Annotated in this window: 22 protein-coding genes; 18 read left to right on the top strand and 4 right to left on the bottom strand. The window is 71.8% G+C overall.

Annotated features, from left to right (window positions below; all coding sequences use genetic code 11):
• Window positions 1-131: 131 nt before the first annotated feature.
• Entirely contained in the window at window positions 132-1,673 is a 1,542-nt protein-coding gene (locus KK097_RS16920; protein ID WP_214545528.1) for an MFS transporter, read from the bottom strand.
• A 159-nt stretch (window positions 1,674-1,832) separates the two neighbouring features.
• On the opposite strand from KK097_RS16920, the gene KK097_RS16915 reads away from it, so the two are divergent.
• Window positions 1,833-2,495, top strand: coding sequence for a TetR/AcrR family transcriptional regulator (locus KK097_RS16915; RefSeq protein ID WP_214545527.1), 663 nt, complete (start codon window positions 1,833-1,835; stop codon window positions 2,493-2,495).
• 112 nt (window positions 2,496-2,607) lie between these two features.
• Here KK097_RS16915 and KK097_RS16910 read toward each other — a convergent pair whose 3' ends face one another.
• Window positions 2,608-4,239 (bottom strand): dolichyl-phosphate-mannose--protein mannosyltransferase, encoded by a 1,632-nt coding sequence (locus tag KK097_RS16910; RefSeq protein ID WP_214545526.1) that lies wholly within the window; start codon window positions 4,237-4,239, stop codon window positions 2,608-2,610.
• Between the two features lie 132 nt (window positions 4,240-4,371).
• On the opposite strand from KK097_RS16910, the gene rsmI reads away from it, so the two are divergent.
• The 7 genes from rsmI to KK097_RS16875 all read left to right on the top strand — a co-directional run bounded on the left by rsmI (window position 4,372) and on the right by KK097_RS16875 (window position 10,156).
• The gene (gene rsmI, locus KK097_RS16905) at window positions 4,372-5,193 is read left to right on the top strand and encodes a 16S rRNA (cytidine(1402)-2'-O)-methyltransferase (protein WP_027466054.1); all 822 of its coding nucleotides are present in this window, start codon (window positions 4,372-4,374) and stop codon (window positions 5,191-5,193) included.
• Window positions 5,194-5,326: 133 nt separating this feature from the next.
• Complete coding sequence (metG, locus tag KK097_RS16900) at window positions 5,327-6,895, top strand: methionine--tRNA ligase (protein WP_214545525.1); 1,569 nt, start codon at window positions 5,327-5,329, stop codon at window positions 6,893-6,895.
• Window positions 6,892-7,824 (top strand): TatD family hydrolase, encoded by a 933-nt coding sequence (locus KK097_RS16895; RefSeq protein WP_214545524.1) that lies wholly within the window; start codon window positions 6,892-6,894, stop codon window positions 7,822-7,824. Before metG ends, KK097_RS16895 begins: the two co-directional genes overlap by 4 nt.
• Before the next feature lie 2 nt (window positions 7,825-7,826).
• A complete protein-coding gene (rsmA, locus tag KK097_RS16890) occupies window positions 7,827-8,678 on the top strand; it encodes a 16S rRNA (adenine(1518)-N(6)/adenine(1519)-N(6))-dimethyltransferase RsmA (RefSeq protein WP_214545523.1) in 852 nt (283 codons plus the stop codon).
• A 92-nt stretch (window positions 8,679-8,770) separates the two neighbouring features.
• Window positions 8,771-9,043, top strand: a complete 273-nt coding sequence (locus tag KK097_RS16885) for a hypothetical protein (RefSeq protein ID WP_214545522.1) — start codon at window positions 8,771-8,773, stop codon at window positions 9,041-9,043.
• A gap of 2 nt (window positions 9,044-9,045) precedes the next feature.
• A complete protein-coding gene (locus KK097_RS16880) occupies window positions 9,046-9,579 on the top strand; it encodes a type II toxin-antitoxin system VapC family toxin (RefSeq protein WP_214531612.1) in 534 nt (177 codons plus the stop codon).
• 37 nt (window positions 9,580-9,616) lie between these two features.
• A complete protein-coding gene (locus KK097_RS16875) occupies window positions 9,617-10,156 on the top strand; it encodes a DUF4287 domain-containing protein (protein WP_214531611.1) in 540 nt (179 codons plus the stop codon).
• Window positions 10,157-10,293: 137 nt separating this feature from the next.
• Here the strand turns inward: KK097_RS16875 and KK097_RS16870 are convergent, their stop codons facing one another.
• The gene (locus tag KK097_RS16870; RefSeq protein ID WP_214531610.1) at window positions 10,294-11,034 is read right to left on the bottom strand and encodes an SDR family oxidoreductase; all 741 of its coding nucleotides are present in this window, start codon (window positions 11,032-11,034) and stop codon (window positions 10,294-10,296) included.
• A 101-nt stretch (window positions 11,035-11,135) separates the two neighbouring features.
• On the opposite strand from KK097_RS16870, the gene KK097_RS16865 reads away from it, so the two are divergent.
• From KK097_RS16865 to KK097_RS16845, 5 genes are all read left to right on the top strand, one after another.
• Window positions 11,136-11,978, top strand: coding sequence for a helix-turn-helix transcriptional regulator (locus KK097_RS16865; protein WP_111224169.1), 843 nt, complete (start codon window positions 11,136-11,138; stop codon window positions 11,976-11,978).
• A 273-nt stretch (window positions 11,979-12,251) separates the two neighbouring features.
• Window positions 12,252-13,259: an ATP-grasp domain-containing protein gene (locus KK097_RS16860; RefSeq protein WP_214545521.1), complete on the top strand. Its 1,008-nt coding sequence runs from the start codon at window positions 12,252-12,254 to the stop codon at window positions 13,257-13,259.
• A gap of 84 nt (window positions 13,260-13,343) precedes the next feature.
• A complete protein-coding gene (locus tag KK097_RS16855) occupies window positions 13,344-14,384 on the top strand; it encodes an LLM class flavin-dependent oxidoreductase (protein WP_214545520.1) in 1,041 nt (346 codons plus the stop codon).
• The gene (locus tag KK097_RS16850) at window positions 14,384-15,703 is read left to right on the top strand and encodes an O-acetylhomoserine aminocarboxypropyltransferase/cysteine synthase family protein (protein ID WP_214545519.1); all 1,320 of its coding nucleotides are present in this window, start codon (window positions 14,384-14,386) and stop codon (window positions 15,701-15,703) included. The genes KK097_RS16855 and KK097_RS16850 overlap by 1 nt, the downstream gene beginning before the upstream one ends.
• Window positions 15,704-15,713: 10 nt before the next feature.
• Window positions 15,714-16,646 (top strand): 4-(cytidine 5'-diphospho)-2-C-methyl-D-erythritol kinase, encoded by a 933-nt coding sequence (locus KK097_RS16845; RefSeq protein ID WP_111087242.1) that lies wholly within the window; start codon window positions 15,714-15,716, stop codon window positions 16,644-16,646.
• Between the two features lie 87 nt (window positions 16,647-16,733).
• Here the strand turns inward: KK097_RS16845 and KK097_RS16840 are convergent, their stop codons facing one another.
• Window positions 16,734-18,386, bottom strand: a complete 1,653-nt coding sequence (locus KK097_RS16840; protein WP_214545518.1) for a glycosyltransferase family 39 protein — start codon at window positions 18,384-18,386, stop codon at window positions 16,734-16,736.
• 95 nt (window positions 18,387-18,481) lie between these two features.
• On the opposite strand from KK097_RS16840, the gene KK097_RS16835 reads away from it, so the two are divergent.
• The 5 genes from KK097_RS16835 (at window position 18,482) to KK097_RS16815 (ending at window position 22,666) form a co-directional block, all read left to right on the top strand.
• Window positions 18,482-19,537 (top strand): ThiF family adenylyltransferase, encoded by a 1,056-nt coding sequence (locus tag KK097_RS16835; RefSeq protein WP_214545517.1) that lies wholly within the window; start codon window positions 18,482-18,484, stop codon window positions 19,535-19,537.
• Window positions 19,538-19,605: 68 nt separating this feature from the next.
• Window positions 19,606-20,022 (top strand): TOBE domain-containing protein, encoded by a 417-nt coding sequence (locus KK097_RS16830; RefSeq protein ID WP_214545516.1) that lies wholly within the window; start codon window positions 19,606-19,608, stop codon window positions 20,020-20,022.
• Window positions 20,019-20,825, top strand: a complete 807-nt coding sequence (gene modA / locus KK097_RS16825) for a molybdate ABC transporter substrate-binding protein (RefSeq protein WP_214545515.1) — start codon at window positions 20,019-20,021, stop codon at window positions 20,823-20,825. Before KK097_RS16830 ends, modA begins: the two co-directional genes overlap by 4 nt.
• A 3-nt stretch (window positions 20,826-20,828) precedes the next feature.
• Window positions 20,829-21,629 carry an ABC transporter permease gene (locus KK097_RS16820; RefSeq protein ID WP_214545514.1) on the top strand — a complete coding sequence of 267 codons (801 nt, stop codon included), beginning with the start codon at window positions 20,829-20,831 and terminating at the stop codon, window positions 21,627-21,629.
• On the top strand, window positions 21,626-22,666 hold the full coding sequence (locus tag KK097_RS16815; RefSeq protein WP_214545513.1) for an ABC transporter ATP-binding protein: 1,041 nt from the start codon (window positions 21,626-21,628) through the stop codon (window positions 22,664-22,666). The genes KK097_RS16820 and KK097_RS16815 overlap by 4 nt, the downstream gene beginning before the upstream one ends.
• Window positions 22,667-23,042: the final 376 nt, after the last annotated feature.

Below are 23,042 nucleotides of genomic sequence, written 5' to 3'. Positions count from 1 at the left end.
TGCTCATCAACCGGCAGTCGGTGCGGGTCGAGCGGCTCGCCCGCGCCGGATCCGCCACGACCGGGAGCATCCCCGCCCCGGCGGAACCGGAACGGGCCGAAGCACCGAAGCGCCGAAGCGCAGCGCCAGTGTCAGTGCGCCGCGGCGGGGATGCTCCCGGTCGTGGCGGATCCGGCGCGGGCGAGCCGCTCGACCCGCACCGACTGCCGGTTGATGAGCAGGCCTCCGGCGAGGGCGACGAGCACGAGCACCCCGGCCGAGATGCCGAACGCCGCGTGGTACCCGTCGAGCGTCGCCTGGGCCTGCTGCAGCTTCGTCGGGGCGGCGGACAGCCCGGACAGGCTGTTCGCCACGACGTCGGCGAAGATCGTCGACAGCAGCGCCGTGCCGATCGAGCCGCCGATCTGCTGCATGGTGTTGACCGTCGCCGATGCCACGCCGGCGTCGGCGCGGGCGACCCCGGTCGTCGCGGTGTTCATGGCCGACGAGAAGATCGTGCCCATGCCGAGCCCGATCACGATCAGTGCCGGCATGACGGTGCCCGCGTACGAGCTGTCGAGGTCGGTGCGCAGGAGCAGCAGCAGCCCCGTCGCGGCGACCAGGCCACCGGCGAAGATGAGCACCTTCGGCCCGACGCGCGGCAGCAGGCGACCGCCGATCTGCGTCGCCGAGATCATGATCGACACCGGCATCGGCAGGAACGCGAGCCCGGTCTGCAGCGAGCTGAACCCGAGGGTCTGCTCGAGGTAGTAGGTCAGGAACAGGAAGATCCCGAACATGCCGATCGCGACCAGGCCGATCGCGATGAACGAACCGCCGCGGTCACGGTCGAGCACGACGCGCAACGGCAGCAGCGGGTGTGCGACGCGGGTCTCGATGAACACGAAGGCGGCGATCAGGACGACACCTCCGGCGAGCATCGCGATGGTGACCGGGGAGTCCCAGCCGTTGGTCTCGGCGTTCGAGAACCCGTAGACGACGCCGACCAGGCCGAGCGTGATGGTGATGACCCCGAGGACGTCGATGCGCGGACGCTCGACCTTCGGCGGCTTCTCCATGAAGACGAGGGCGCCGATCACGCCGAGCACGGCGAAGACGACGTTGACGTAGAGGCACCAGCGCCACGACGCGTACTCGGTCAGCACGCCGCCGAGGAGTAGGCCGATGGCGGCACCCGAGCCGGCGATGGATCCGAAGATGCCGAAGGCGCGACCGCGCTCCTTCGGGTCGCGGAACGTCGTGGTCAGCATGCCGAGGGCGGACGGCGCGAGGAGCGCACCGAAGACGCCCTGCAGCGCGCGGGCCGCGACGAGGAGGCCGAACGAGTCAGCGAGGCCGCCGAGCACCGATGCGACGGCGAAGCCGACGAGTCCGATGATGAAGGTGTTCTTGCGCCCGAACAGGTCGCCGAGGCGCCCACCGAGCAGCAGCAGTGAACCGAACGCCAGCGAGTACGCGGTGACGATCCACTGCCGCTGGTCGGTGCCGAAGTCCAGGTCGGCCTGGGCCGAGGGCAGGGCGATGTTCACGATGGTCGCGTCGAGCACGACCATCAGCTGGGCGAGGGCGATGACCGCCAGGGCGATCCAGCGGCGGTTGCTCTTGGCGGGGGTGGCGCCCGGAGTCGTGGGTGCTGCCCCGGTGGGGGTCGGCACGGTGTGTTCTGCCGTCACGGCAGCCTCCTCGGAGATGGTTGGAGGGGAGAAGGAGCGCGCGCCGTCGGGCACTCCGGAGAGCGGAACCGGATGCAGGGCATCCGTTTGTGGTCAGTGTAGACCGAAACGGAAGGAGGGCATCCACTTGTTCCCAGAAAGTGCAACTACGGTCGGAACGTGAGCACCACCGAGTCCGCATCCGACCTCGAGCGACCGCTGCGCGCCGACGCCGCACGCAACCGCGAGTTGATCCTGCAGACGGCACGCAAGTGCTTCGCGGAGCGCGGGCTCTCGGTCACGCTGAACGACATCGCACACGAAGCCGGCGTGGGCGTCGGCACCGTCTACCGCCGGTTCGCCGACAAGGACTCCCTGATCGAGGCGCTGCTCGCCACCAAGTTCGAGGCGATGAACGACGCCGCGTCACGAGCAGCCGACGTGTCCGATCCGCGCGAGGCGCTCCGGGTCTACCTGATGGGCGTCTTCGAGTTCCGCGCCCGTGACCGCGCGCTCGCCGACGCCATCGTCCGTGCCGGGAAGGCACGTCCGTCGATCGTGCAGGAACGCGATCGACTCGAACGCCAGGTCGCCGCCATCATCGGCCGCGCCGAGACCGCCGGCGTCGTCCGCGCCGGGTTCGACTCCCGCGACCTGCCGATGCTCACCGCGATGGTCGGTGCGGTCGCCGACGCCACCCGCGAGCACGACCCCAATGCCTGGCGCCGCTACGCGGAACTCCTGGTCCAGGGCGTCCTGCCGGGCACCGACGACACCGTGCCGATGCTCGGCGCCCCGCTCGACCGCGAGTCGATCGAGCGCGCGCTGCACGCGCAGTCCTGACCACTGACTCACGGGAGGCCCGTGGCGGCGCCGCCACGGGCCTCCCGTCCGGCGGTGGTCGTCACCAGAGCGCCCAGCGCGACGGCCGTGACCGGCCGACCTGCCAGACCGGCTACAGCCAGCTGGGGACCCAGTAGTGCGACCGGACGAAGTCCCACGGCACCTGCATCGCCGTCCACATCGGGTACCAGTAGACCGACGCGAGCACGACGACGCCCAGGTACACGGCGACCCACAGGATCGCCCGCGACCTGCGCGAGCGTTCGTCGCTCCGTGACCCGAGCACCAACCCGATCGCCGCCGCCAGCGCCATCACCATGAAGGGCTCGAAGGCGATCGTGTAGAACTGGAACACCGTCCGGTCGACGTACATCAGCCAGGGCAGGTAGCCCGCGGCGACGCCGAGCAGGACGAAGCCGTACTCCCACCGCCGGCGCAGGATCCAGAGCACGAGCAGGGCCACCGTCGCGATGACCGAGGCGTACCAGATGAACGGGTTCGCGATGCCGGTGATCGCCTCGCCGCACCGGTTCGCCCAGCAGCCGTCCTGACCGGCGTCCGTGCCGACGTAGAACATCGACGTGGGCCGCTGCATCACGAGCCAGAGCAGCGGGTTCGCCTGGTACGAGTGCGGTGTCTGCAGCCCGATGTTGAAGTTGTAGATCTCCGACTGGTAGTGCCACCAGTTCTGCAGGCTGTCCGGCACCCAGGCCAGCACGCCCGTCCACCGATCGCCGCTCGAGGCCAGCCAGTTGCGGTCCCAGCCGTCCTTCGACACGAACCAGCCGGTCCACGACGCGACGTAGGTCACCGCGGCGATCGGCACGGTCAGCAGGAACGACACCGGTGCCTGCTGCAGCAGCGCGCTCGACGACCAGAACTCGACCCCGGCGCGGCGTCGCATCATCATGTCGCTCAGCACGGAGTACACGGCGAAGAACGCCAGGAAGTACAGCCCCGACCACTTCGTCGCGGTCGCGAGCCCCAGGGCCAGCCCCGTCGCGAACAGCCACGGCCGCCACCAGAGGACCGGGCCCCACAGGGTCGGCCGCCCTTCGGCTGCCCGCGACGCGACCCACTCGTCGAGCCGCCGCTGACTGTGCCGCCGGTCGAGCAGCAGCGCCCCGAACCCCAGGACCACGAAGAAGGTCAGGATGCCGTCGAGCAGTGTCACCCGCGACATCACGATGGCCTGCCCGTCGATCGCGAGCAGGAAGCCGGCGAGCGTGCCGATCATGGTCGAGCGGAACAGCGAGCGGGCGATCACGGCGGTGAGGAACACCGTCGCGATGCCGAGCACCGCCACGGTGAAGCGCCAGCCGAACGCGTTGTCCGCGCCGAACAGCAGCATGCCGAGGCCGATCAGGTACTTGCCGAGCGGCGGGTGCGCGATGAACTCCGCGGCGCTCGTGAAGATGTCCGTCTCGCCGCGCACGAACCGGTCGTCGGTCGTCGGTGCGGTGTCACCGCTCGGGTTCGCGGGCCAGGTGCCCTCGTACCCGAGGTGCACGATCGACCAGCCGTCCTTGACGTAGTACGTCTCGTCGAACACCAGCGAGTGCGGGGTGCCGAGGTTCACCAGTCGCAGCACTGCGGCGAGCAGCGTCACCGCGAGGGGCCCCGTCCACCGCCACACGGCGACCCGCCGGGACGTCGACAACACGCGCCCCCACCAGTCGTCGAGGCGCGAGCCGACCGGCCCGCCGGGCACGGCCGTGCGGTCGTCGGTCAGCTCGCTGGTCATCGCTGAGCATCCTACGGATCGACCGCAGGTCCCCGCTGCGTCGGGGCTGCTCGCGTCGCGCGGCCGCGTCGGGCGACGCCGCTGTCGCCGCGCCGGGCCTCGCCGGCGCCTCCGTGCGGGGACAATGGGTGCGTGATCGTCCTCGCTGCAACGCCCATCGGCAACCTCGGGGACGCCTCGCGCCGTCTCGTCGAGACCCTCTCCAACGCCACGGTCGTCGCGGCGGAGGACACCAGGACCGCCATCCACCTCATGCGCGCCCTCGGCATCGAGAACCGTCCGCGGCTCATCGCCCTGCACGAGCACAACGAGCGGGCGAAGGCGTCCGAGGTCGTCGAGCTCGCCCGCGACGAGGACGTCGTCGTCCTCACCGATGCCGGGATGCCCGCGATCAGCGACCCGGGCTTCCCGCTCGTCGAGGCTGCCGCGGCAGCCGGGGTCACCGTCACCGCACTACCGGGACCGTCGGCCGTGCTCATGGCGCTCGCCGTCTCGGGGCTGCCGACGGACCGCTTCACGTTCGAGGGGTTCCCGACCCGCAAGGCCGGGGAGCGCCGCCGGGCGTTCCAGGCGCTGGCGGGGGAGCAGCGCACGATGGTGTTCTTCGAGTCGCCGCACCGGCTGGCCGAGACCCTGGCGGACATGGCCGTCGGGTTCGGGGGCGACCGTCGCGCCGCGGTCTGCCGCGAACTCACCAAACTGTACGAAGAGGTCCGTCGCGGGCCACTCGACGAACTCGTCACGTGGGCGTCCGAGGGCGTGCGGGGCGAGATCTGCATCGTCGTCGCCGGAGCCGCCGAGGCCACCGAGGAAGCGACGCTCGACGACGGCGTCCGGCTGGTGCTCGAGCGGGTGGCCGCGGGCATGCGCATGAAGGAGGCCGCCGCGGCGGTCGCGGACGCGACCGGGCTGTCGAAGCGGGACCTGTACGAGGGGGCGCTCGCGGCACGCTGAGCGGGCTCGTCACGTTCGCGCCCGTCGGTCGGGAGGCGCGGGGCGGGCCCGCCACGGGCCTCCAGGACCCGGTTCTCCACAGTCCACCGCCGCGCGCGTCATCGGGGTTCCGCGCGCCCGTAGGATGGTCGGCATGTCCGACGGGTCCTCGTTCAGCATCACCACGCCGATCTTCTACGTGAACGACGTGCCCCACATCGGGCACGCCTACACCGAGGTCGCCGCGGACTTCCTCGCGCGCTGGCACCGGCAGCGCGGCGACGACACCTGGCTGCTCACCGGCACCGACGAGCACGGCCAGAAGATCCTGCGCACCGCCTCGGCGAACGACGTCTCGCCCCAGGAATGGGCCGACCGGCTGGTGAAGGACGCGTGGAAGCCGCTCCTCGACACGGTCGACGTCGCCAACGACGACTTCATCCGCACCACCGACGAGCGGCACGAGCGCGGTGTGACCGCGTTCCTCCAGAAGCTCTACGACGACGGCTTCATCTACGCCGGCGAGTTCGAGGGCTTCTACTGCGTGGGCTGCGAGGAGTACAAGCAGCCGAGCGACCTGGTCGCCGGCACCGGTGCGTACGAGGGGCAGCAGGTCTGCGCGATCCACTCGATCCCGGTCGAGGTGCTGTCCGAGCGCAACTACTTCTTCCGCATGTCCGACTTCGAGCAGCGCCTGCTCGACCTGTACGAGTCGAACCCGCTGTTCATCCAGCCGGAGAGCGTCCGCAACGAGATCATCTCGTTCGTCAAGCAGGGGCTCCGCGACCTGTCGATCTCGCGTTCCAGCTTCGACTGGGGCATCAAGATCCCGTGGGACAGCGACCACGTGCTCTACGTGTGGTTCGACGCCCTGCTCAACTACGTCACGGCGCTCGGCTACGGCACCGAGGACGACGAGGCCTTCCGGCGCCTGTGGCCGAGCGTGCACATCGTCGGCAAGGACATCGCCCGCTTCCACGCCGTCATCTGGCCGGCGATGCTCATGGCCGCGGGGCTGCCCGTGCCGGAGCGTGTCTTCGGCCACGGCTGGCTGCTCGTCGGCGGCGAGAAGATGTCCAAGTCGAAGCTGACCGGCATCGCGCCGTCGGAGATCACCGACACGTTCGGGTCCGACGCGTTCCGCTACTACTTCCTGCGCGCCATCACCTTCGGGCAGGACGGCAACTTCAGCTGGGAAGACATCTCGGCGCGCTACCAGGCCGAGCTCGCGAACGGCTACGGCAACCTCGCGTCGCGCCTGGTCGCCATGCTGCAGAAGTACTGCGACGGCGAGGTCCCGGCGCGCGGGTCGCTGACCGAGTCCGACCAGGCGATCGACGCCCTGGCCGTCTCGGTCACCGAGCGAGCCGACGCCGCCATCGCCGCCTTCGCCCCGCACGAGGCGATCTCCAGCGTGTGGGAGCTCGTCGACGCGCTGAACGGGTACATCACCGAGCAGGCGCCGTGGGCACTGGCGAAGGACGACGCCAACCGCGAGCGGCTCGGCACCGTCCTGACCACCGCGCTCCGCGGCCTCGGCACCGTCACCGTGCTGCTGTCCCCGGTGATGCCGAAGGCGACCGAGAAGCTCTGGGCCGCGATCGGTGCCGGCGGGTCCGTCGCCGAGCAGCGTGTCGACCGCGCGTACGAGTGGCAGGGTGCGTCGCACGTGGTGCCGCTCGAGAGCGGGCTCTTCCCGCGGATCGAGCAGGTCTCCGCGTGACCGACGCCGAGTCGCACGTCCGGTCCCGCGGCGACGGGGGGTCCGGTGGCTCGAAGCGCGACCTGACGTACCCGCCACTGCCCCAGGCGCTCGTCGTGCCGGTGTACGACAACCACACCCACATGGAGATCGCCGACGGTGTCGGCGACGGGGGCGACGGACCGCTCGAGTACCGCGAGCACCTCGACCGTGCCTCGAGCGTCGGCGTCCGCGGCGTCGTGCAGGTCGGCACCGACCTCGCGACCTCGGAGTGGTCCGCGTCGATCGCCGCCCGTGAGCCCCGGGTCCTCGCGGCCGTCGCGCTCCACCCGAACGAAGCGCCCGTGCTGCAGGAGCAGGGGCTGCTCGACGAGCACCTCGCCGGCATCGAACGGCTCGCCGCGCTGCCGCGGGTCCGGGCGATCGGTGAGACCGGGCTCGACTTCTTCCGCACCGGCGAGGACGGCCGCGACGCCCAGATCCGGTCGTTCGAGGAGCACGTCCGCATCGCGAAGGAGCACGACCTCGCGCTGACGATCCACGACCGCGACGCGCACGACGCCGTGGTCGAGGTCCTCGACCGCGTGGGGGCTCCTGAGCGCACCGTCTTCCACTGCTTCTCCGGCGGCCCGGACCTCGCCCGGCTCTGCGCCGAGCGCGGCTGGTACATGTCGTTCGCCGGCACCGTGACGTTCAAGAACGCCGCACTGCTGCGCGACGCCCTGCTCGTCGCGCCGCGGCACCTGATCATGATCGAGACGGATGCGCCGTTCCTGACGCCGACACCGTTCCGCGGTCGCCCGAACGCGCCGTACCTCATCCCGCTCACCCTGCGGTCGATGGCGGAGACGCTCGGCACGGACGCCTCGATGCTCGCCGCGCAGATCGCCTCGAACACCGAGCTGGTCTACGGCGCGTGGGACGCCGAGCCCGTGACGGTGGACGAGTAGTCGTGGGTGCACTGCTCGGCCCGGCGGAGATCCGGGAGCTCGCGGCCGAACTCGACGTCACCCCGACGAAGAAGCTCGGCCAGAACTTCGTGCACGACGCCAACACCGTGCGGCGGATCGTGTCGGTCGCCGGTGTGACCCCGTCGGCACAGGTGCTCGAGATCGGCCCGGGGCTCGGGTCGCTGACGCTCGGCCTGACGGAGACCGGGGCACCCGTCACCGCGGTCGAGATCGACAAGCGCCTGGCTGCCAAGCTCCCGTCGACGGTGTCGTCGATGCAGCCGGACGCCCGGCTGACGGTCGTGCAGCAGGACGCCATGACCGTCGCCGCCACGGACCTCGACGTCGAGCCGACGCACCTCGTCGCGAACCTGCCCTACAACATCTCCGTGCCCGTGCTGCTGCACCTGCTCGCGACCTTCCCGTCGATCGAGCGGTCGCTCGTGATGGTGCAGGCAGAGGTCGGGTACCGGCTCGCCGCCGGCCCCGGCAGCAAGGTCTACGGGTCGCCGAGCGTCAAGGCCGCCTGGTACGGGTCGTGGAGCACCGCCGGGTTGGTCAGCCGTCAGGTCTTCTGGCCGGTGCCGAACGTCGACAGTGTCCTGGTGGCGTTCGACCGGCACGAGCCCCCGGGTGACGAGCGTCTGCGGTCTCGGGTGTTCACCCTGGTCGACGCGGCGTTCCAGCAGCGACGCAAGATGCTGCGGCAGAGCCTTTCCGGGGTGCTCGGCGGCAGTGCGCACGCGTCTGAGGTCCTGACGGCGGCGGGGATCGACCCGACCGCCCGGGGTGAGGCGATCGGTGTGGACGACTTCGTGCGGCTCGGGCGGACGGTCCTGGCGGCCGCGGAGTAGTCCTCCTCACGCCTGACGCCAGCGAAATACGGAATGTTTCGTGATGTCCGTTCGGCGCTCCTACGGTTGATCGCATCGACCGAGGAGACACCATGCAGCCGACCGAACCACGCCGACCGATCCGCCGCGGCCCGTCCGAGGAACAGCTCGCAGCGGGACGTCGGCGCGCCCTGCTCAGCGCGGATCCTGGTCGGCCGCCGGGGCCGAGGATCTTCACCGACGCCGAGCGGCAAGCGCTGTTCGCTCGGACGCCGCGACCTGAAGGCACGTTCGAAGAACGCCGCGAGCGCCGTCGGCGCGCGATCGAGTCGATCGATCCGGACTGCCGAGCCGAACCCATCGCGCGCATCCGCCAGGCGCGCTGATCGTGTTCGAGCGACTCGGATCCGGTGAGTTCGACGAGCATCGGGTACTGGAGTTCGACGGCTGCACCAGCCGGCCGGATGCCGTGGTCGTTGAGACGAGTTTCATCGAATGCGTGCTGCACCGTGCGGAGCCGCAGCACGTCGGGGCGTCAGCGTTCTGGGATCACCTCGACCTGGCCGACACGCGGATCCTGTACAGCGCGTTCACCGAGTTCGAGCTCTTCGAATCTGCCCGCCACAAGGGACTGCAGGCTGCACGTCGCCATGTGGCCGCATGGCGAGACCTGCTTCGGTCGACGCAACTGCACTGGGTCGGAATCGATGACGTCAGCGATGGAGTCCCAGGGCTGATCGAGGAGTTCGGCCTGACAGCCTCGGGTGCCGTGCACGTCGCCACCGCCATCTCGTCGAAGGTCGACGGTTTCGTGACGGTCGATCCCGCGTTCGGCGTCGTGGACAAGGAGCGTCTCCCGCTGATCATCGACGCAAAGGGTGCGCAGCTGGCGCGTCGCCTACGGGCCAGCTCCCGACAGTGAGCGGCGCTGGCGGGGTCCTGCAGCCTACGATGACGGCATGACCGACGGAACGGTTCGCTCGCATGCACAGGGGATGGCGCCGGACCGCGTCCTCGCAGCGACGGGCAAGGCGCCCGACGAGTGGCATGCCCTGATCGACCGAGCGGACGGAGCCACCATCGGGCATGCGGCGATCGCGACTTGGTTGATCGGTCAGGGCGTCGAGCCGTGGTGGGCACAGGGCATCACCATCGGGTACGAACAGGCCCGCGGGCTCCGCATCCCCGGTCAGCGCACGGACGGCACCTTCGCGGTGTCGGCCTCACGGCAGGTCCCGGGTGAACGAGAGACCGTGCTCGATCGGATCGTGCCGGTGTTCACGGCGGCACTCGGATCCTCGCCGACGTCCGAGCGCCGCGGCGGCAAGCGCCCCTCGGCCCGCTGGACCTTCGCCGACCGCGAATCCGTGCTGCTCAACACCGAGGACGGTCCCCGGCCGGACACCGTCCGCATCTGGGTCCAGCGGGAGCGGCTCACCGGCCCCGAGCGGATGCCCGACGCGAAGGCCGAACTGCAGCGGCTCCTCGCCACCCTCTGAAGCCGCGACAGGGGGCTCGCCCCTCGCACCGTGCGAGGCGCACCACGCGTGGTGCGAGGTTCCGTGTTCCGTGCGAGCCGAGGTGTCTCGCACGGAACACGGAACCTCGCACGGTGCGAACGCGGCCCCCACCCGGATCAGTGCTCGCGGGACGCCATCATCTCGAGGATCTGCTGGTGGTTGCCGTTCCGCTCGGCGAAGCGGAGCGGGTGCACGTTCTGCACCAGGATCTCCGGGGCGGCGCCGGACTCGATGAGTGCCATGACCTCGTCGGCGAAGGCGTCGAGCGGCATCCCGCCGAAGTCGGCACCGCCCATCAGGTCGGTCATGACGGCCGGTGGGGCGAGCTCGAGCACCTCGACGGACGAACCGACGAGCTGCTGCCGCAGGGCCTGGGTGTACGAGTGCACCCCGGCCTTCGTGGCGTTGTAGGTCGGCGTGGCCGTCAGCGGCACGAACGCGAGACCGGACGTGACGGTCATCAGCGTCGCGGCGGGCTGGGCGAGCAGGTGCGGCAGGAAGGCGTCGATGAGTCGGATCGTGCCGACCAGGTTCGTCTGGATGGTCTCGATCGCGTCGTCCATGTGGTCGGAGGAGCGCAGATCCTCGTTGCGCATGATCCCCGACATGGTGATCAGGGCATCGAGCGACGGGTACGCCTCGAGCACCGAGGTCGCAGCGGCCTTGATCGACGAGGCGTCGGCGACGTCGATCTGCACGGTGCCGAAACCGTGCTCGGTGGCGAGGGAGTCGAGGAGTGCCTGTCGACGGCCGCCGATGACGACGGTGCTGCCGGCGGCCTGCAGGCGCTGCGCGAGGGCGAGACCGATGCCCGAGGTGGCGCCGGGGATGAAGACGGTGGAGTTCGTGATGTCCATGACGACCACGATGCTCGGTGGTCGCAGTGGCAACCAGAGCGCGGACATCGGGGGATCGCCGATCCCTGGCATCTGGCGACCAACCGGACCATGATCGAGCCATGGACCGCGCCGCACTCGCCGACTTCCTCCGCCGTCGCCGCGAGCTGCTGCGCCCCGAGGATGTCGGCCTCGGGCAGGGACCCCGACGCCGCACCCCCGGGCTCCGCCGCGAGGAGGTCGCTGCACTCGCCGGCATGTCCGTCGACTACTACACGCGACTCGAACAGCAGCGCGGCCCGCAGCCGTCCGAGCAGATGATCGCGGCGATCGCCCGGGCCCTCCGGTGCAGCCTCGACGAGCGTGACCACCTGTTCCACCTGGCCGGGCAGAACGCCCCGACCCGGATGCACCGCGCCGACCACGTGGACCCGGCGATCCTGCGGGTGCTGGACCGGCTCGAGGACACCCCGGCGATCGTCGTCAGCCACCTGGGCGAGACCCTCGTCGAGAACCGGCTCGCGGCGGCGCTCCTCGGCAGCTCCGTCGACCTGCCGGGCAACCGGCGGTACCAGGCGTGGCGGTGGTTCGTGACCGGCGAGGAGCTCGCGAAGTACGCGCCGGAGCAGCACGAACGGTTGGGCCGTGTCGTGGTGGCCTCGATCCGGGCGACGGCTGCGCTCGCGGGACCGGGAGACCGGCGCGCGACCGAACTCATCGCCGAGCTCGAGGCGCGCAGCCCGGAGTTCCGCGAGCTCTGGGCCCTGCACGAGGTGGCCACGCGCTGGTCGGACAACAAGACCATCGTGCAGCCGGAGCTCGGCCGCATCACCGTCGACTGCCAGGTGTTGCACACCGACGACCAGGCGCAGGCACTGCTGCTGTTCACGGCGCCTCCAGGGTCGGAGGACGCGCAGAAGCTCGAGCTCCTCGGCGTCGTCGGCCAGCAGACCTTCGCCGGCTGACGACCTCGCACGGTGCTGGTTCGCTCGGCTCGTGCGTGCTTGGTCGAGCCCGCACGGTGCGAGGTCGATCATCCCGTGCGCCGTTGACCGATCGGTGCCGCCCTACAGTCCGCCACCGAGCGGCCAACCTCGCACCGGCCGGACAAGCGCGCACCGTGCGACCCTGCTCCGCACCGGCCGGACAAGCGCGCACCGTGCGACCCGCCCCCGCCGAGAAGCAACGCCGCGTCACACACTTGGCCGCGTGCGGGACACCCTGCCTAGGGTGGGGGCGTGAGCACTCCGCGCGTGTACGTCATCCACGAGAACCCCGAGTGGTTCCCCCCGCTCGCCGCCGCCTTCGAGGCCGAGGGCGTCCCGGTCGAGGAGATCCTCCTGACCGAGGGGCAGGTCGACCTCGCGTCCGAGCCGGCCCCGGGCGTCTACTGGAGCCGGATGTCCGCGAGTTCCCACACCCGCGGCCACGAGCACAGCAAGGAGTACACCCGGGCGATCCTCGGCTGGCTCGAACGCGCGGGTCGCCAGGTCGTCGGCGGCAGCCACGTCCTCGAGCTCGAGGTGTCGAAGGTCGCCCAGCACGGTCTCCTGCAGCAGGCCGGGTTCGACGTGCCGCGCACCACAGCCGTGTTCGGCACGACGACGCTCAAGGACGCCGCCCGCACCTTCACCGACGGGCAGGACGTCCCCTTCATCACGAAGCACAACCAGGGCGGCAAGGGCCTGGGCGTGCGGCGGTTCGACTCGCTCGCCGAGTTCGACGCCTACGTCGACAGCCCCGAGTTCGAGGCCCCGGTCGACGGCATCACCCTCTTGCAGGAGTACCTGACGGCCCGCGAGCCCTTCATCACCCGCGTCGAGTTCGTCGGCGGCGAGTTCGTGTACGCCGTCCGGGTCGACACGAGCGCCGGCAGCTTCGAGCTCTGCCCCGCCGACGCGTGCGAGGTGCCCCAGGTCATCGCCGGAGCCGTCTGCGACGTCCCCGGCACCGAGACCGTCGGCGCGCCCCCGGCGTTCGCCGTCCGGACCGAGATCACCGCCGAGCACCCGCTGGTCCAGCAGCTCCGCACGTTCCTCGCCGACCAGCGCATCACGATCGCGGGCGTCGAGTTCATGGAGACCACGGACGGCCGCACCGTCGTCTACGACATCAACACGAACACGAACTACAACCCCGCGGTCGAGGAGACGGCGCCGGCCTCCGGGCCGCGCTCCATCGCGCGCTACCTCGGCGGACTCCTCGCCGAGGAGCACGCGAGCGCGCTCGCGCCGGCTGCGGTCTAGAACGCAAGAACCACCGGACTGGAGGCCCGTGGCGGGCCCGCCCCGCGCCTCCCGTCCGCCTTCCCACACCCCCAAGGAACCAACGTGCGATTCGGATACTGGACCCCGCTCTTCGGCGGCTGGCTGCGCAACGTCGACAACGAGAACATGCCGGTCACCTTCGACTACGTGAAGCGCCTGGCGCAGCGCGCCGAGCGGATCGGCTTCGACCTGACGCTCGTGCCGGAGCTCAACCTCAACGACATCAAGGGCACGGCGGCACCCTCGCTCGAGGCGTGGTCGCTCGCGGCGGCGATCGCGGCGACGACCGAGCGCCTGGAGATCATGGCGGCGATGCGTCCCGGGTACCACCTGCCCGCGGTGACGGCGAAGCAGGCGGCGACGATCGACGACATCTCGTGCGGCCGGTTCACCTTCAACGTCGTGAGCGCCTGGTGGGCGGAGGAAGCGAAGCAGTACGGCGGGATCTTCTCGGAGCACGACGACCGGTACAAGCGCACCGCGGAGTTCGTCGAGGTCATGAAGGGCCTGTGGCGCGAGACCCCGTACTCGTTCTCGGGCGAGTACTACGACATCGAGAACGCGCACCTCGAGCCGAAGCCCCGCGTGACGCCGCGCATCTACGCCGGTGGGGAGAGCGAGGCCGGCAAGGCCGCGATCACCGGGTACGCCGACGCCTACGTCACGCACGGCGGCACGGTCGAGGAGCTCCGCGCGAAGATCGACGAGATGAAGCAGCGCCGCGTCGATGCCGGTCTGCCGCCGTTCGAGGCGTTCGGCATGGCCGCGTACGTCATCGTGCGCGAGACCGAGGAGGAGGCGCAGGCCGAGCTCGCCCGGATCACCGACGTGCAGCACGGCCGGGCGTACGAGTCGTACCAGGACTTCATCTCGAAGTCGCAGCTCGAGCACGTGCCCTCGCTCGAGGACTACTCGGTGTCGAACCGCGGCCTGCGCCCCGGGTTCGTGGGCACGCCGTCGCAGGTGGCCGCCCGCATCCGGGAGTTCGAGGACGCCGGGGTCGACACGCTCCTGCTGCAGTTCTCGCCGCAGCTCGAGGAGATGGACCGGTTCGGCGAGCAGGTCATCCCGCTCGTCCGGCAGTCGGTCGGGGCGCAGTCCTGATGGGGGCCACGCCGACCAACGCCGAGGACGGCTGGGCGTTCGAGACCCGCCAGATCCGCGCCGGCTTCAAGGCCGACCCGGGGTGGGGCGCGAACGTGCCGCCGATCGCGCAGAGCGCCGCGTACGTCTACCCGTCGGGGGAGGACGCCGCCGCGCGCTTCATGCTCGACGCCCCCGGCCACACCTACACGCGGGTGAACAACCCGTCCGCGGCAGCACTCGAACGCCGGATCGCCGACCTCGAGGGCGGGATCGGTGCGCTGGCGCTGGCGTCCGGGCAGGCGGCGACGTCGCTGGCCGTGCTCGGTGTCGCACGCGCCGGTGACCACGTGGTGTCGAGCGCTTCGCTGTACGGCGCGACCTACACGCTGTTCGCGTCGACCCTGCGGGACCTCGGCATCACCTTCACGTTCGTGCAGGACCCCACCGACCTGTCCGAGTGGGCGGCGGCGGTGCGTCCGGAGACGAAGGCGTTCTTCGGCGAGTCCATCCCGAACCCCCGCGGAGACGTCCTGGACTTCGCCGGGGTGGCCGGAGTCGCACACGAGGCCGGTGTGCCGCTCATCGTCGACAACACCATCGCGACGCCGTACCTGGTGCGCCCGATCGAGCACGGCGCCGACATCGTCGTGCACTCGGCGACGAAGTACCTGGCCGGACACGGCAGCGCCATCGCCGGGCTCATCGTCGACAGCGGGAACTTCGACTGGGCGGCGCACGCCGACCGCTACCCGCAGCTGGCCACGACCGAGCAGTCCGGGTTCGCGAACACGAACTTCGCCGAGAAGTTCGGGCGACGGGCGTTCATCCAGCGCACCCGCTCGAAGCTGTCCGCCGACCTCGGGCCCGCGATCGCGCCGTTCAACGCGTTCCTGGTGCTGCAGGGCATCCAGACGCTGTCGCTCCGCATGGACCGGCACGTGTCGAACGCCGCCACCGTGGCGAGCTGGCTCGACGCGCACGACCAGGTCGAGCACGTGCACTACGCCGGCCTGCCGGACTCGCCGTGGCACCACCTGCAGCAGCGCTACGTGCCGAAGGGGCCGTCGGCCGTGCTGTCGTTCGACCTCGCCGGTGGCGTCGCCGCGGGCCGACGGTTCGTGGCGGCGCTCGAGTTGTTCGACCACGTCTCGAACCTCGGTGACGTCCGATCGCTCGTCGTGCACCCGGCATCGACCACGCACGTGCAGATGACCTCCGCCGAGCGGGGCGCCGCCGGGGTGGGCGACGGGCTCATCCGCCTGTCGATCGGCCTCGAGCACATCGACGACATCACCGCCGACCTGGCACGGGGCTTCACGGCAGCCGCAGCGGGATAGGTTGGGGGACATGACCACGTTGGCCGCCCCGACCCGCGTGCGGACGCGCGCCCCCGGCAAGATCAACGTGTTCCTGTCCGTCGGGGCGCTGCAGGACGACGGGTACCACGACGTCGCCACGGCGTACCAGGCGGTGTCCCTGTACGAGGACGTCACCGCCGAGGCCGCCGACGACTTCTCGGTCGCCTTCACCGGCCCGATCGACACGAGCACCGTCCCGGTCGACGAGTCGAACCTGGCGATCCGCGCGGCCCGACTCGTGGCCGACGCAGCCGGGCACCGTGGCGGGGTCCGGCTGACCATCGACAAGCAGGTGCCGGTCGCCGGCGGCATGGGCGGTGGCTCCGCGGACGCCGCGGCGACCCTGCTCGCCGTCGACACGCTCTGGGGCACCGCGCTCGGTCGCGAAGAGCTGCTCCGGCTCGCCGCGCAGCTCGGAGCCGACGTGCCGTTCGCCTTCGCCGGCGGCACCGCCGTCGGTACCGGCCGCGGCGACGAGCTGAGCCCGGCGCTGGCCAAGGGGGAGTTCCACTGGGTCCTCGCACTCAGCGACGACGGTCTGAGCACCCCCGCCGTCTACCGTGCCCTCGACGAGCACCGGGAGCGGTACCGCGCCGACATCTCACCGGCACCCTCGCACCCCGTGGTCGAGGCGAACGTGCTGCAGGCCCTGCGCGCCGGCGACCCCGACCTGCTCGCGGACTGCGTGCACAACGACCTGCAGGCCCCCGCCATGCGGTTGCAGCCCCGACTCGCGGCGACCCTGGAGCTCGGCGAGAAGTCCGGCGCCCTGGCCGGCCTGGTGTCCGGCAGCGGCCCGACGGTGGCGTTCCTGGTCGGTGACCGCGACGCCGCGCTCGAGCTGCAGGTCGAGCTCAGTGCCGCTGGACTCGTCGCGCTCCGTGCCACCGGCCCGGTGCACGGTGCACGCGTGGTGCACTGACCCGACGTCCGGCCCGCCCGGCGAGCGGCTCGACCCCGAGCGGCGGTCCGTCCAGCGTCGGCTCGTCGAGCGTCGGCTCGTCCGGCGTCAGCGGCTGTACTTCCAGAGGATGACCGTGCCGGTGTGCCAGTAGCGCACGACGTGGAAGCCCTCGGCCACGAGCGTCTCGGTGACCTGCGGGCGGATGTTCCGTGACTTGCCGCCGACGAACCACACGGTGTCGATGCCGGAGATCCGTTCGGGCACGGTCTTCGCGACGTCGCCGTTGACGTCCCAGAGCTGTCCGCGCTCGGCCCCGGTCTCGGTGACCGCGAGGTCCCGCATGCCGCTGAACGCATCGGGGTAGGTGTCCGCGATGACCTGCGCGGTGGTGGTCGGGTGCTCCCAGACGCTCCCGAAGACCACGCCCTCGCCGTTGTCCGTGCGCCAGTCCCGCTCGCGCTCGATGATCGCCGCCGCGTTCGCCCAGTGCGAGTCCTGCTTGGCGTGCGGCAGCCGGACGATCGTGCTCGTCGGGACCGACACGAGCAGCATCCCGACGACCGCCAGTGCGAGCCACCGCCGCGGACGGATCGCCGTGATCGCGAGGCCGATGAGCAGCGCGACGAACGGCAGGCTGAGGCTGGCGTACTTCGGGGAGTACAGGTGTTCCCCGGCCGCGGTCGCACCGACGAGCAGCGCGGTGGGCAGGACGGTCAGGGGGACGGCGACGCGCACCGCCTGCATGCGCAGCACGTCACGGGCGGCGGGGGAGGGGCGTCGGGCAGCGCGGACGGCGAGCACGACCCCGACGGCCATCAGCACCCACCCGAGCGCCGCGTACGGCCAGAGGGCACCGAACCACGCCGTCGCGACGACCTGACGCACGGTGGCCCACCCGATGCCGGTGATCCAGCCGACCTGCTTGGCCTGCCCGGCGGCGAGGACGATGAACGGCGACACCACGAGCGCGGCCCCGACGGCGGCGACGCCCCAGCGGACGAACGTCGCACGGTCCACCATCGGCGCGGCCACCGGGCCACTGCGGTGCGCGAGCACGGCGTCGCGACGTGCCGCACGGTCGGCGACCGTCGTCCAGAGGAGCACCGCCCCGTGCGCGACGACGGCCAGGGCCAGGTAGACGTTGAACAGCACGGCGACCACGGCGAGCAGTCCGTAGACGACCCACCACCGGGTGGCGTGGTGCCCGGTCCGGGTGCGCCGGACCGCGGTGATCCCGACGAGGGTCAGCGCGACGGCGAAGGTCGTGACGGTGGCGTACGGGCGCCCCTCGGTCCCGGCCCAGGCGACGCGGGGCAGCAGCAGGAACACGAGCCCGGAGACGACGCCGAGCCGGACGCCACCGAGTCGTCGGCCGAGAGCGACGACGAGCCCGGCGGAGACCCCGATGGCCAGGGCACTCGGGAACCGCAGCGTGAACGGCGAGTACCCGACCAGCGTGAACCAGACGTGCATGACCGCGTAGTACAGGCCGTGGACCGCGTCGACGTTCTGCAGTTCGGCCCAGAGCGCCGGCCAGCTCCGCTGTGCGCTCGCGACGGTCGCGGCCTCGTCGTACCAGACCGACGGCACCCACACGAAGGCGGCCGCGACGACGACGCCGAGTGCGCCGACGGTGATCTCGGGGGTCCGCGCGAGGGTGCGGGCGACGGTCGCGGCGAGGGCCAGGGAGCGCGCACGCACCGACGCGTCCGACGTCGTGCGTCGGACCGGGACGGTACCGGTGCGCGGGGAACTCACGTCCGCGACCGTACCGATCTGCTCTGGGCATCCGCCGCGTCCGGGCGCTGAACTCTCACATGCAGGAGTTCGGTGCGACGGGCCAGAATGACGGGATGGAACCCCTCGTCGCCCCCGTCGCCGCGCTGTCCCCGGGGCGGACGCAGCTCGGGTCGCGCACCGCAGCGCTCGCCGAGGTCGGCACGACCGGGCTGCGGCGGCTGGCCACATCGCGCATCCTCGTCGTCGGGGCCGGTGGTCTCGGGGCACCGGTGGTCGCGTACCTCGCCGGGATCGGTCGACTCACGGTCGTCGACCCCGACGTGGTCGACGCCTCGAACCTGGCCAGGCAGACGCTGTTCACGGCCGCGGACGTCGGATCGCCGAAGGCCCGGGTCGCGGTCGCCCGGGCGGTCGCCGTCGACCCGGAACTCGACGCGGTCGCCGTGGTCGGCTCGTTCACGCCGGACCTCGTCGCCGGACACGACGTCGTGGTCGACGCCGCCGACTCGGTCGTGGTCACCCGGGCCGTCTCGGACGCCTGCGCCGCTGCGGGCGTGCCGTTCGTGTGGGGCACCGTGCTCGGCCACGACGGGCAGGTCAGCGTCTTCCGCGACGCCGGGCCGGACGGCGTCGACTTCCACGACCTGCACTCCGACGCCCTGCCCGACGAGGGCTCGTGCGCCCTCGACGGCGTCGTCCCCGCCCTGTGCGGCGCGATCGGTGCGGTGATGGCGGGACAGGTCTTCGCGTTGGTCACCGGCAGCGGCGACCCGCTGCTCGGACGTGTGCTCACCGTGGACGCCCGGCGCTGGCGCTGGACGGAGAGCCCCGTCCGTCGAGGGCCCGCCTCGCGTCGGCCGGCGCCCGTCGCCGCCTCGGCGACACCGCGGATCGCGCCGGCCGCCCTGTCAGCCCGCCTGGCGGACCCGTCGGACCGGCCGGTCGTCGTCGACGTGCGGACGGACGAGGAACGCGCGGCCGGCGTCATCGCCGGCGCCGTCACCGACGACACCGCGGCGGACGAGGTGGTCGTGTACTGCGCCCGTGGACCGCGTGCGGACGCGTGGGCGGCGCGGCAACCGGCCGGGAGGCACGTGACGGTCCTCGACGGCGGGTTCGAGGCCTGGCGTCGTGAGGGGCTGCCCGTGGCGATCGAGCACCGGTCCTGACCCAGCCGGGTCACCTCCACCGCTCGGATCGCATTCTCCGCCGCATCCGCGGCTAGGATTGGTCGATCATGACGCAACTGCGGGTCCGTGAGGCTGCGGCCTTCCTCGGCATCAGTGACGACACCGTCCGACGACTCATCGACGGTGGCACCTTCTCGCGCGCCGTGGACGACGCGGGGCGGGCCGTGGTCGACGGCCGCGAGGTCGCCGCGTACGCCCGGGAGCGCAGCTCCGAGTTGACCGACCCGGCGTCGGCGGTGAAGAGCTCGGCCCGCAACCGGTTCGTCGGCATCGTCACCGACCTGGTCGTCGACACCGTGATGGCCCAGGTCGAACTGCAGTGCGGACCGCACCGGGTGGTGTCCCTGATGAGCGCCGAGGCCGTCCGCGACCTGGGGCTCGAGGTCGGGTCCGTCGCGGTCGCGTCCGTGAAGGCCACGATGGTCGCGGTCGAGGCCCCCGCACGCCACGAGGACGACCGGTGAGCCGCCACCGGCGTCCGGTCGCAGCGCTGGCCCTCGTCGCCACCGTCGCGCTCGGACTCGCCGCCTGCACCGCTGCGGACACGGGCTCGGGGTCGTCGTCGCCGTCGGGGTCCGGCACCGAGGGACCGACCGGGTCGATCACGGTCTTCGCCGCCGCGTCCCTGCAGCAGACCTTCACGACCCTGGGGAAGCAGTACGAGACCGCGCACCCCGGCGCCTCGATACGGTTCTCGTTCGCCGGGTCGAGCGACCTCGTCACCCAGATCCAGAACGGCGCTCCCGCCGACGTGTTCGCCGCGGCGGACCAGGCGAACATGGCGAAGCTGACGTCCGACGACCTGGTGAGCGGGTCGCCGCGGGCCTTCGCCACGAACACGCTCGAGATCGCGGTCGCGCCGGGCAACCCGGAGGGCATCAGCGGCCTCGACGACCTGACGGCCCCGGGCGTCCAGCTCGTCACGTGCGCCGCGCCGGTGCCGTGCGGTGCCGCCGCCGCGACGGTCGAGCGGGCGGCCGGCATCGACCTGCGGCCGGTCAGCGAGGAGCAGTCCGTCACCGACGTGCTCGGCAAGGTCGAATCCGGGCAGGCCGACGCCGGACTGGTCTACGTGACCGACGTGCGTGGTGCCGACGGCGCGGTCGACGGCGTGCCCTTCGACGAGTCCGCCGAGGCCGTCAACACCTACCCGATCGGGGTCCTGCGGGAGTCCGCGGACCCGGAGCTCGCGCACGCGTTCACCGACTACGTCCGCTCCGCCACCGGGCAGCGCGTGCTGTCGGCCGCCGGCTTCGGGAAGCCCTGACCTGTGGCACCGCGGACGGACGGACGGCCGCCGGTCGCGTGGTGGCTCCCGCTGCCCGCGGTGCTCGGCGGGCTGTTCGTCGTCGTGCCGGTGCTCGCGATGCTCGGCCGGGTGGACTGGTCGTCGTTCGTCGGGCTCGTCACCTCGACCGCGTCGCTGACCGCGCTCGGGCTGAGCCTCGGCACGGCGCTCGCGGCCACCGGGGTCGCGTTCGTCCTCGGGTACCCGCTCGCCGTGCTGTTCGCGCGGTCGCGGTCACGGTGGGTCGGCGTCGCCCGGGCCGTCGTGCTGCTGCCGCTCGTGCTGCCGCCCGTGGTCGGCGGTCTCGCACTGCTCGCGGCCTTCGGTCGGCTCGGCGTGGTCGGGGCCTTCCTCGACGACCACGGCCTGCACATCGCGTTCACCACGACGGCGGTGGTCATCGCCCAGACCTTCGTCGCGATGCCGTTCCTGGTGTCCTCGGTCGAGGGGGCACTCCGCGTCGAGGGCGATCGCTACGAGCGGGTCGCCGCGACCCTGGGCGCCGGACCGACCCGGACGTTCCTGACCGTCACGACGCCGCGGGTGCTGCCGGGGATCGTGTCCGGGCTGGTGCTCTGCTTCGCCCGGGCGCTCGGCGAGTTCGGCGCCACCCTGACGTTCGCCGGCAGCCTGCAGGGGGTCACCCGGACCCTGCCGCTCGAGGTCTACCTGCAGCGCGAGGTCGACCCGGACACCGCGGTGGCCCTGGCGGTCGTGCTCGTCGTGGTGGCCGTCGTCGTCATCGGTGCCTCGTCGCTCCGGACGCGCGGAGCCCAGGCATGACCGGGACCGGCGGGGCGGCCGTCCGCGCGCACGTCGTCGTCGGGCCGCGGGACGTCGACGTCGCGATCGAGGTCCGTGCGGGGGAGTGCCTTGCGGTCATCGGGCCGAACGGCGCGGGCAAGTCGACGCTGCTCGAGGCCCTCGCCGGACTGCTGCCGATCGACGCCGGCCGGATCGAACTCGACGGGGTCCAGGTCTCGGTCCCGCGGCACACCGTCCCCGCGCACCGTCGTCGGGTCGGGCTCGTGGCGCAGCGGGCCGACCTGTTCCCGTTCCTCGACGTCCTCGGCAACGTCGCCTTCGGACCCCGTGCCGCCGGCGCCGGTCGCGCGGCCGCACGGGAGCGGGCACTCCGAGCGCTTGGCACCGTCGGGGTCGCCGACCTCGCCACCCGAGACCCGCGCACGCTCTCCGGCGGGCAGGCGCAGCGCGTCGCGATCGCCCGCGCCCTCGCCACCGACCCGGCGGTCCTGCTGCTCGACGAACCGACCTCGGCGCTCGACGTCGGCGCGCAGGACGAGGTCCGCGCTGCGCTCCGGACCGCCGTCGCCGGCCGGCCTGCCGTGCTCGTCACGCACGACCCGGTCGAGGTCGTCGCCCTGGCCGACCGCGTCGTCGTGCTGGAGGGCGGCCGAGTGGTCGAGCAGGGCGTCCCCGCGGCCGTGCTCGGTCGTCCGACGAGTGCGTTCGCGGCGACGTTCTCCGGGCTCGCGTTGGTGCGCGGGACCGCCACCCGGGGTGGGATCGCGATCGACGGCGGGGGCGAGCTGGCGGCGGGGACGCACGCCGTGCCTCCCGGCAGTCCTGCGCTGGCTGCCTTCCACCCGACGGCCGCGGTGCTGACACGGGACGGTGCCGGAGCCGCGCGCACCGTGTCGTCGCTCGAGCCGCGCGACGGACTGGTGCGCGTGCGGGCCGGCGACCTGGTGGCGGACCTGACGCTCGCCCGGCTGACCGCGCTCGGGATCACCCCCGGCGATGCCGTCCGCATCGACCTCCCCGCTGCCGAGGTGGCGGTGTACGCGCCCCGCGGTTGAGACGACGTTCCGGGCGTACCTGGTCGAATCGGGCGTACCTGGTCGGAAGTTCGGACCCGGTACGCCCGAAAGCACCAGGCATCGCGAGCGTTCTGGGAAGGAACGGGCGCGGGGTGCGGAGGCGCGGGGTCGAGTCGGGCGTACCTGGTCGTTCGGGGCGTACCTGGTCGGAAGTTCGCACCAGGTATGCCCGGAAGCACCAGGTATCGCGGGTGTTCTGGGAAGGAACGGGCGCGGGGTGCGCAGGCGCGGGGTCGAGTCGGGCGTACCTGGTCGTTCGGGGCGTACCTGGTCGATTCGGGCGTACCTGGTCGGAAGTTCGCACCAGGTATGCCCGGAAGCACCAGGTATCGCGGGTGTTCTGGGAAGGAACGGG

Origin of the sequence: Curtobacterium flaccumfaciens, from assembly GCF_018598405.1 — a bacterium.
GTDB classification, from domain to species: Bacteria; Actinomycetota; Actinomycetes; order Actinomycetales; family Microbacteriaceae; genus Curtobacterium; species Curtobacterium aurantiacum.
Note: the sequence above shows the minus strand (reverse complement) of the source record. Positions and strands in the feature narration are given on the sequence as shown.

What these genes read in the sequence shown, in the direction of transcription:
- KK097_RS16910 (WP_214545526.1), bottom strand. Translation starts at nt 4,239, where the DNA reads ATGACCAGCGAGCTGACCGACGACCGCACGGCCGTGCCCGGCGGGCCG.
- metG (WP_214545525.1), top strand. Translation starts at nt 5,327, where the DNA reads ATGTCCGACGGGTCCTCGTTCAGCATCACCACGCCGATCTTCTACGTG.
- KK097_RS16885 (WP_214545522.1), top strand. Translation starts at nt 8,771, where the DNA reads ATGCAGCCGACCGAACCACGCCGACCGATCCGCCGCGGCCCGTCCGAG.
- KK097_RS16875 (WP_214531611.1), top strand. Translation starts at nt 9,617, where the DNA reads ATGACCGACGGAACGGTTCGCTCGCATGCACAGGGGATGGCGCCGGAC.
- KK097_RS16870 (WP_214531610.1), bottom strand. Translation starts at nt 11,034, where the DNA reads ATGGACATCACGAACTCCACCGTCTTCATCCCCGGCGCCACCTCGGGC.
- KK097_RS16865 (WP_111224169.1), top strand. Translation starts at nt 11,136, where the DNA reads ATGGACCGCGCCGCACTCGCCGACTTCCTCCGCCGTCGCCGCGAGCTG.
- KK097_RS16850 (WP_214545519.1), top strand. Translation starts at nt 14,384, where the DNA reads ATGGGGGCCACGCCGACCAACGCCGAGGACGGCTGGGCGTTCGAGACC.
- KK097_RS16845 (WP_111087242.1), top strand. Translation starts at nt 15,714, where the DNA reads ATGACCACGTTGGCCGCCCCGACCCGCGTGCGGACGCGCGCCCCCGGC.
- KK097_RS16835 (WP_214545517.1), top strand. Translation starts at nt 18,482, where the DNA reads ATGGAACCCCTCGTCGCCCCCGTCGCCGCGCTGTCCCCGGGGCGGACG.
- KK097_RS16830 (WP_214545516.1), top strand. Translation starts at nt 19,606, where the DNA reads ATGACGCAACTGCGGGTCCGTGAGGCTGCGGCCTTCCTCGGCATCAGT.
- KK097_RS16815 (WP_214545513.1), top strand. Translation starts at nt 21,626, where the DNA reads ATGACCGGGACCGGCGGGGCGGCCGTCCGCGCGCACGTCGTCGTCGGG.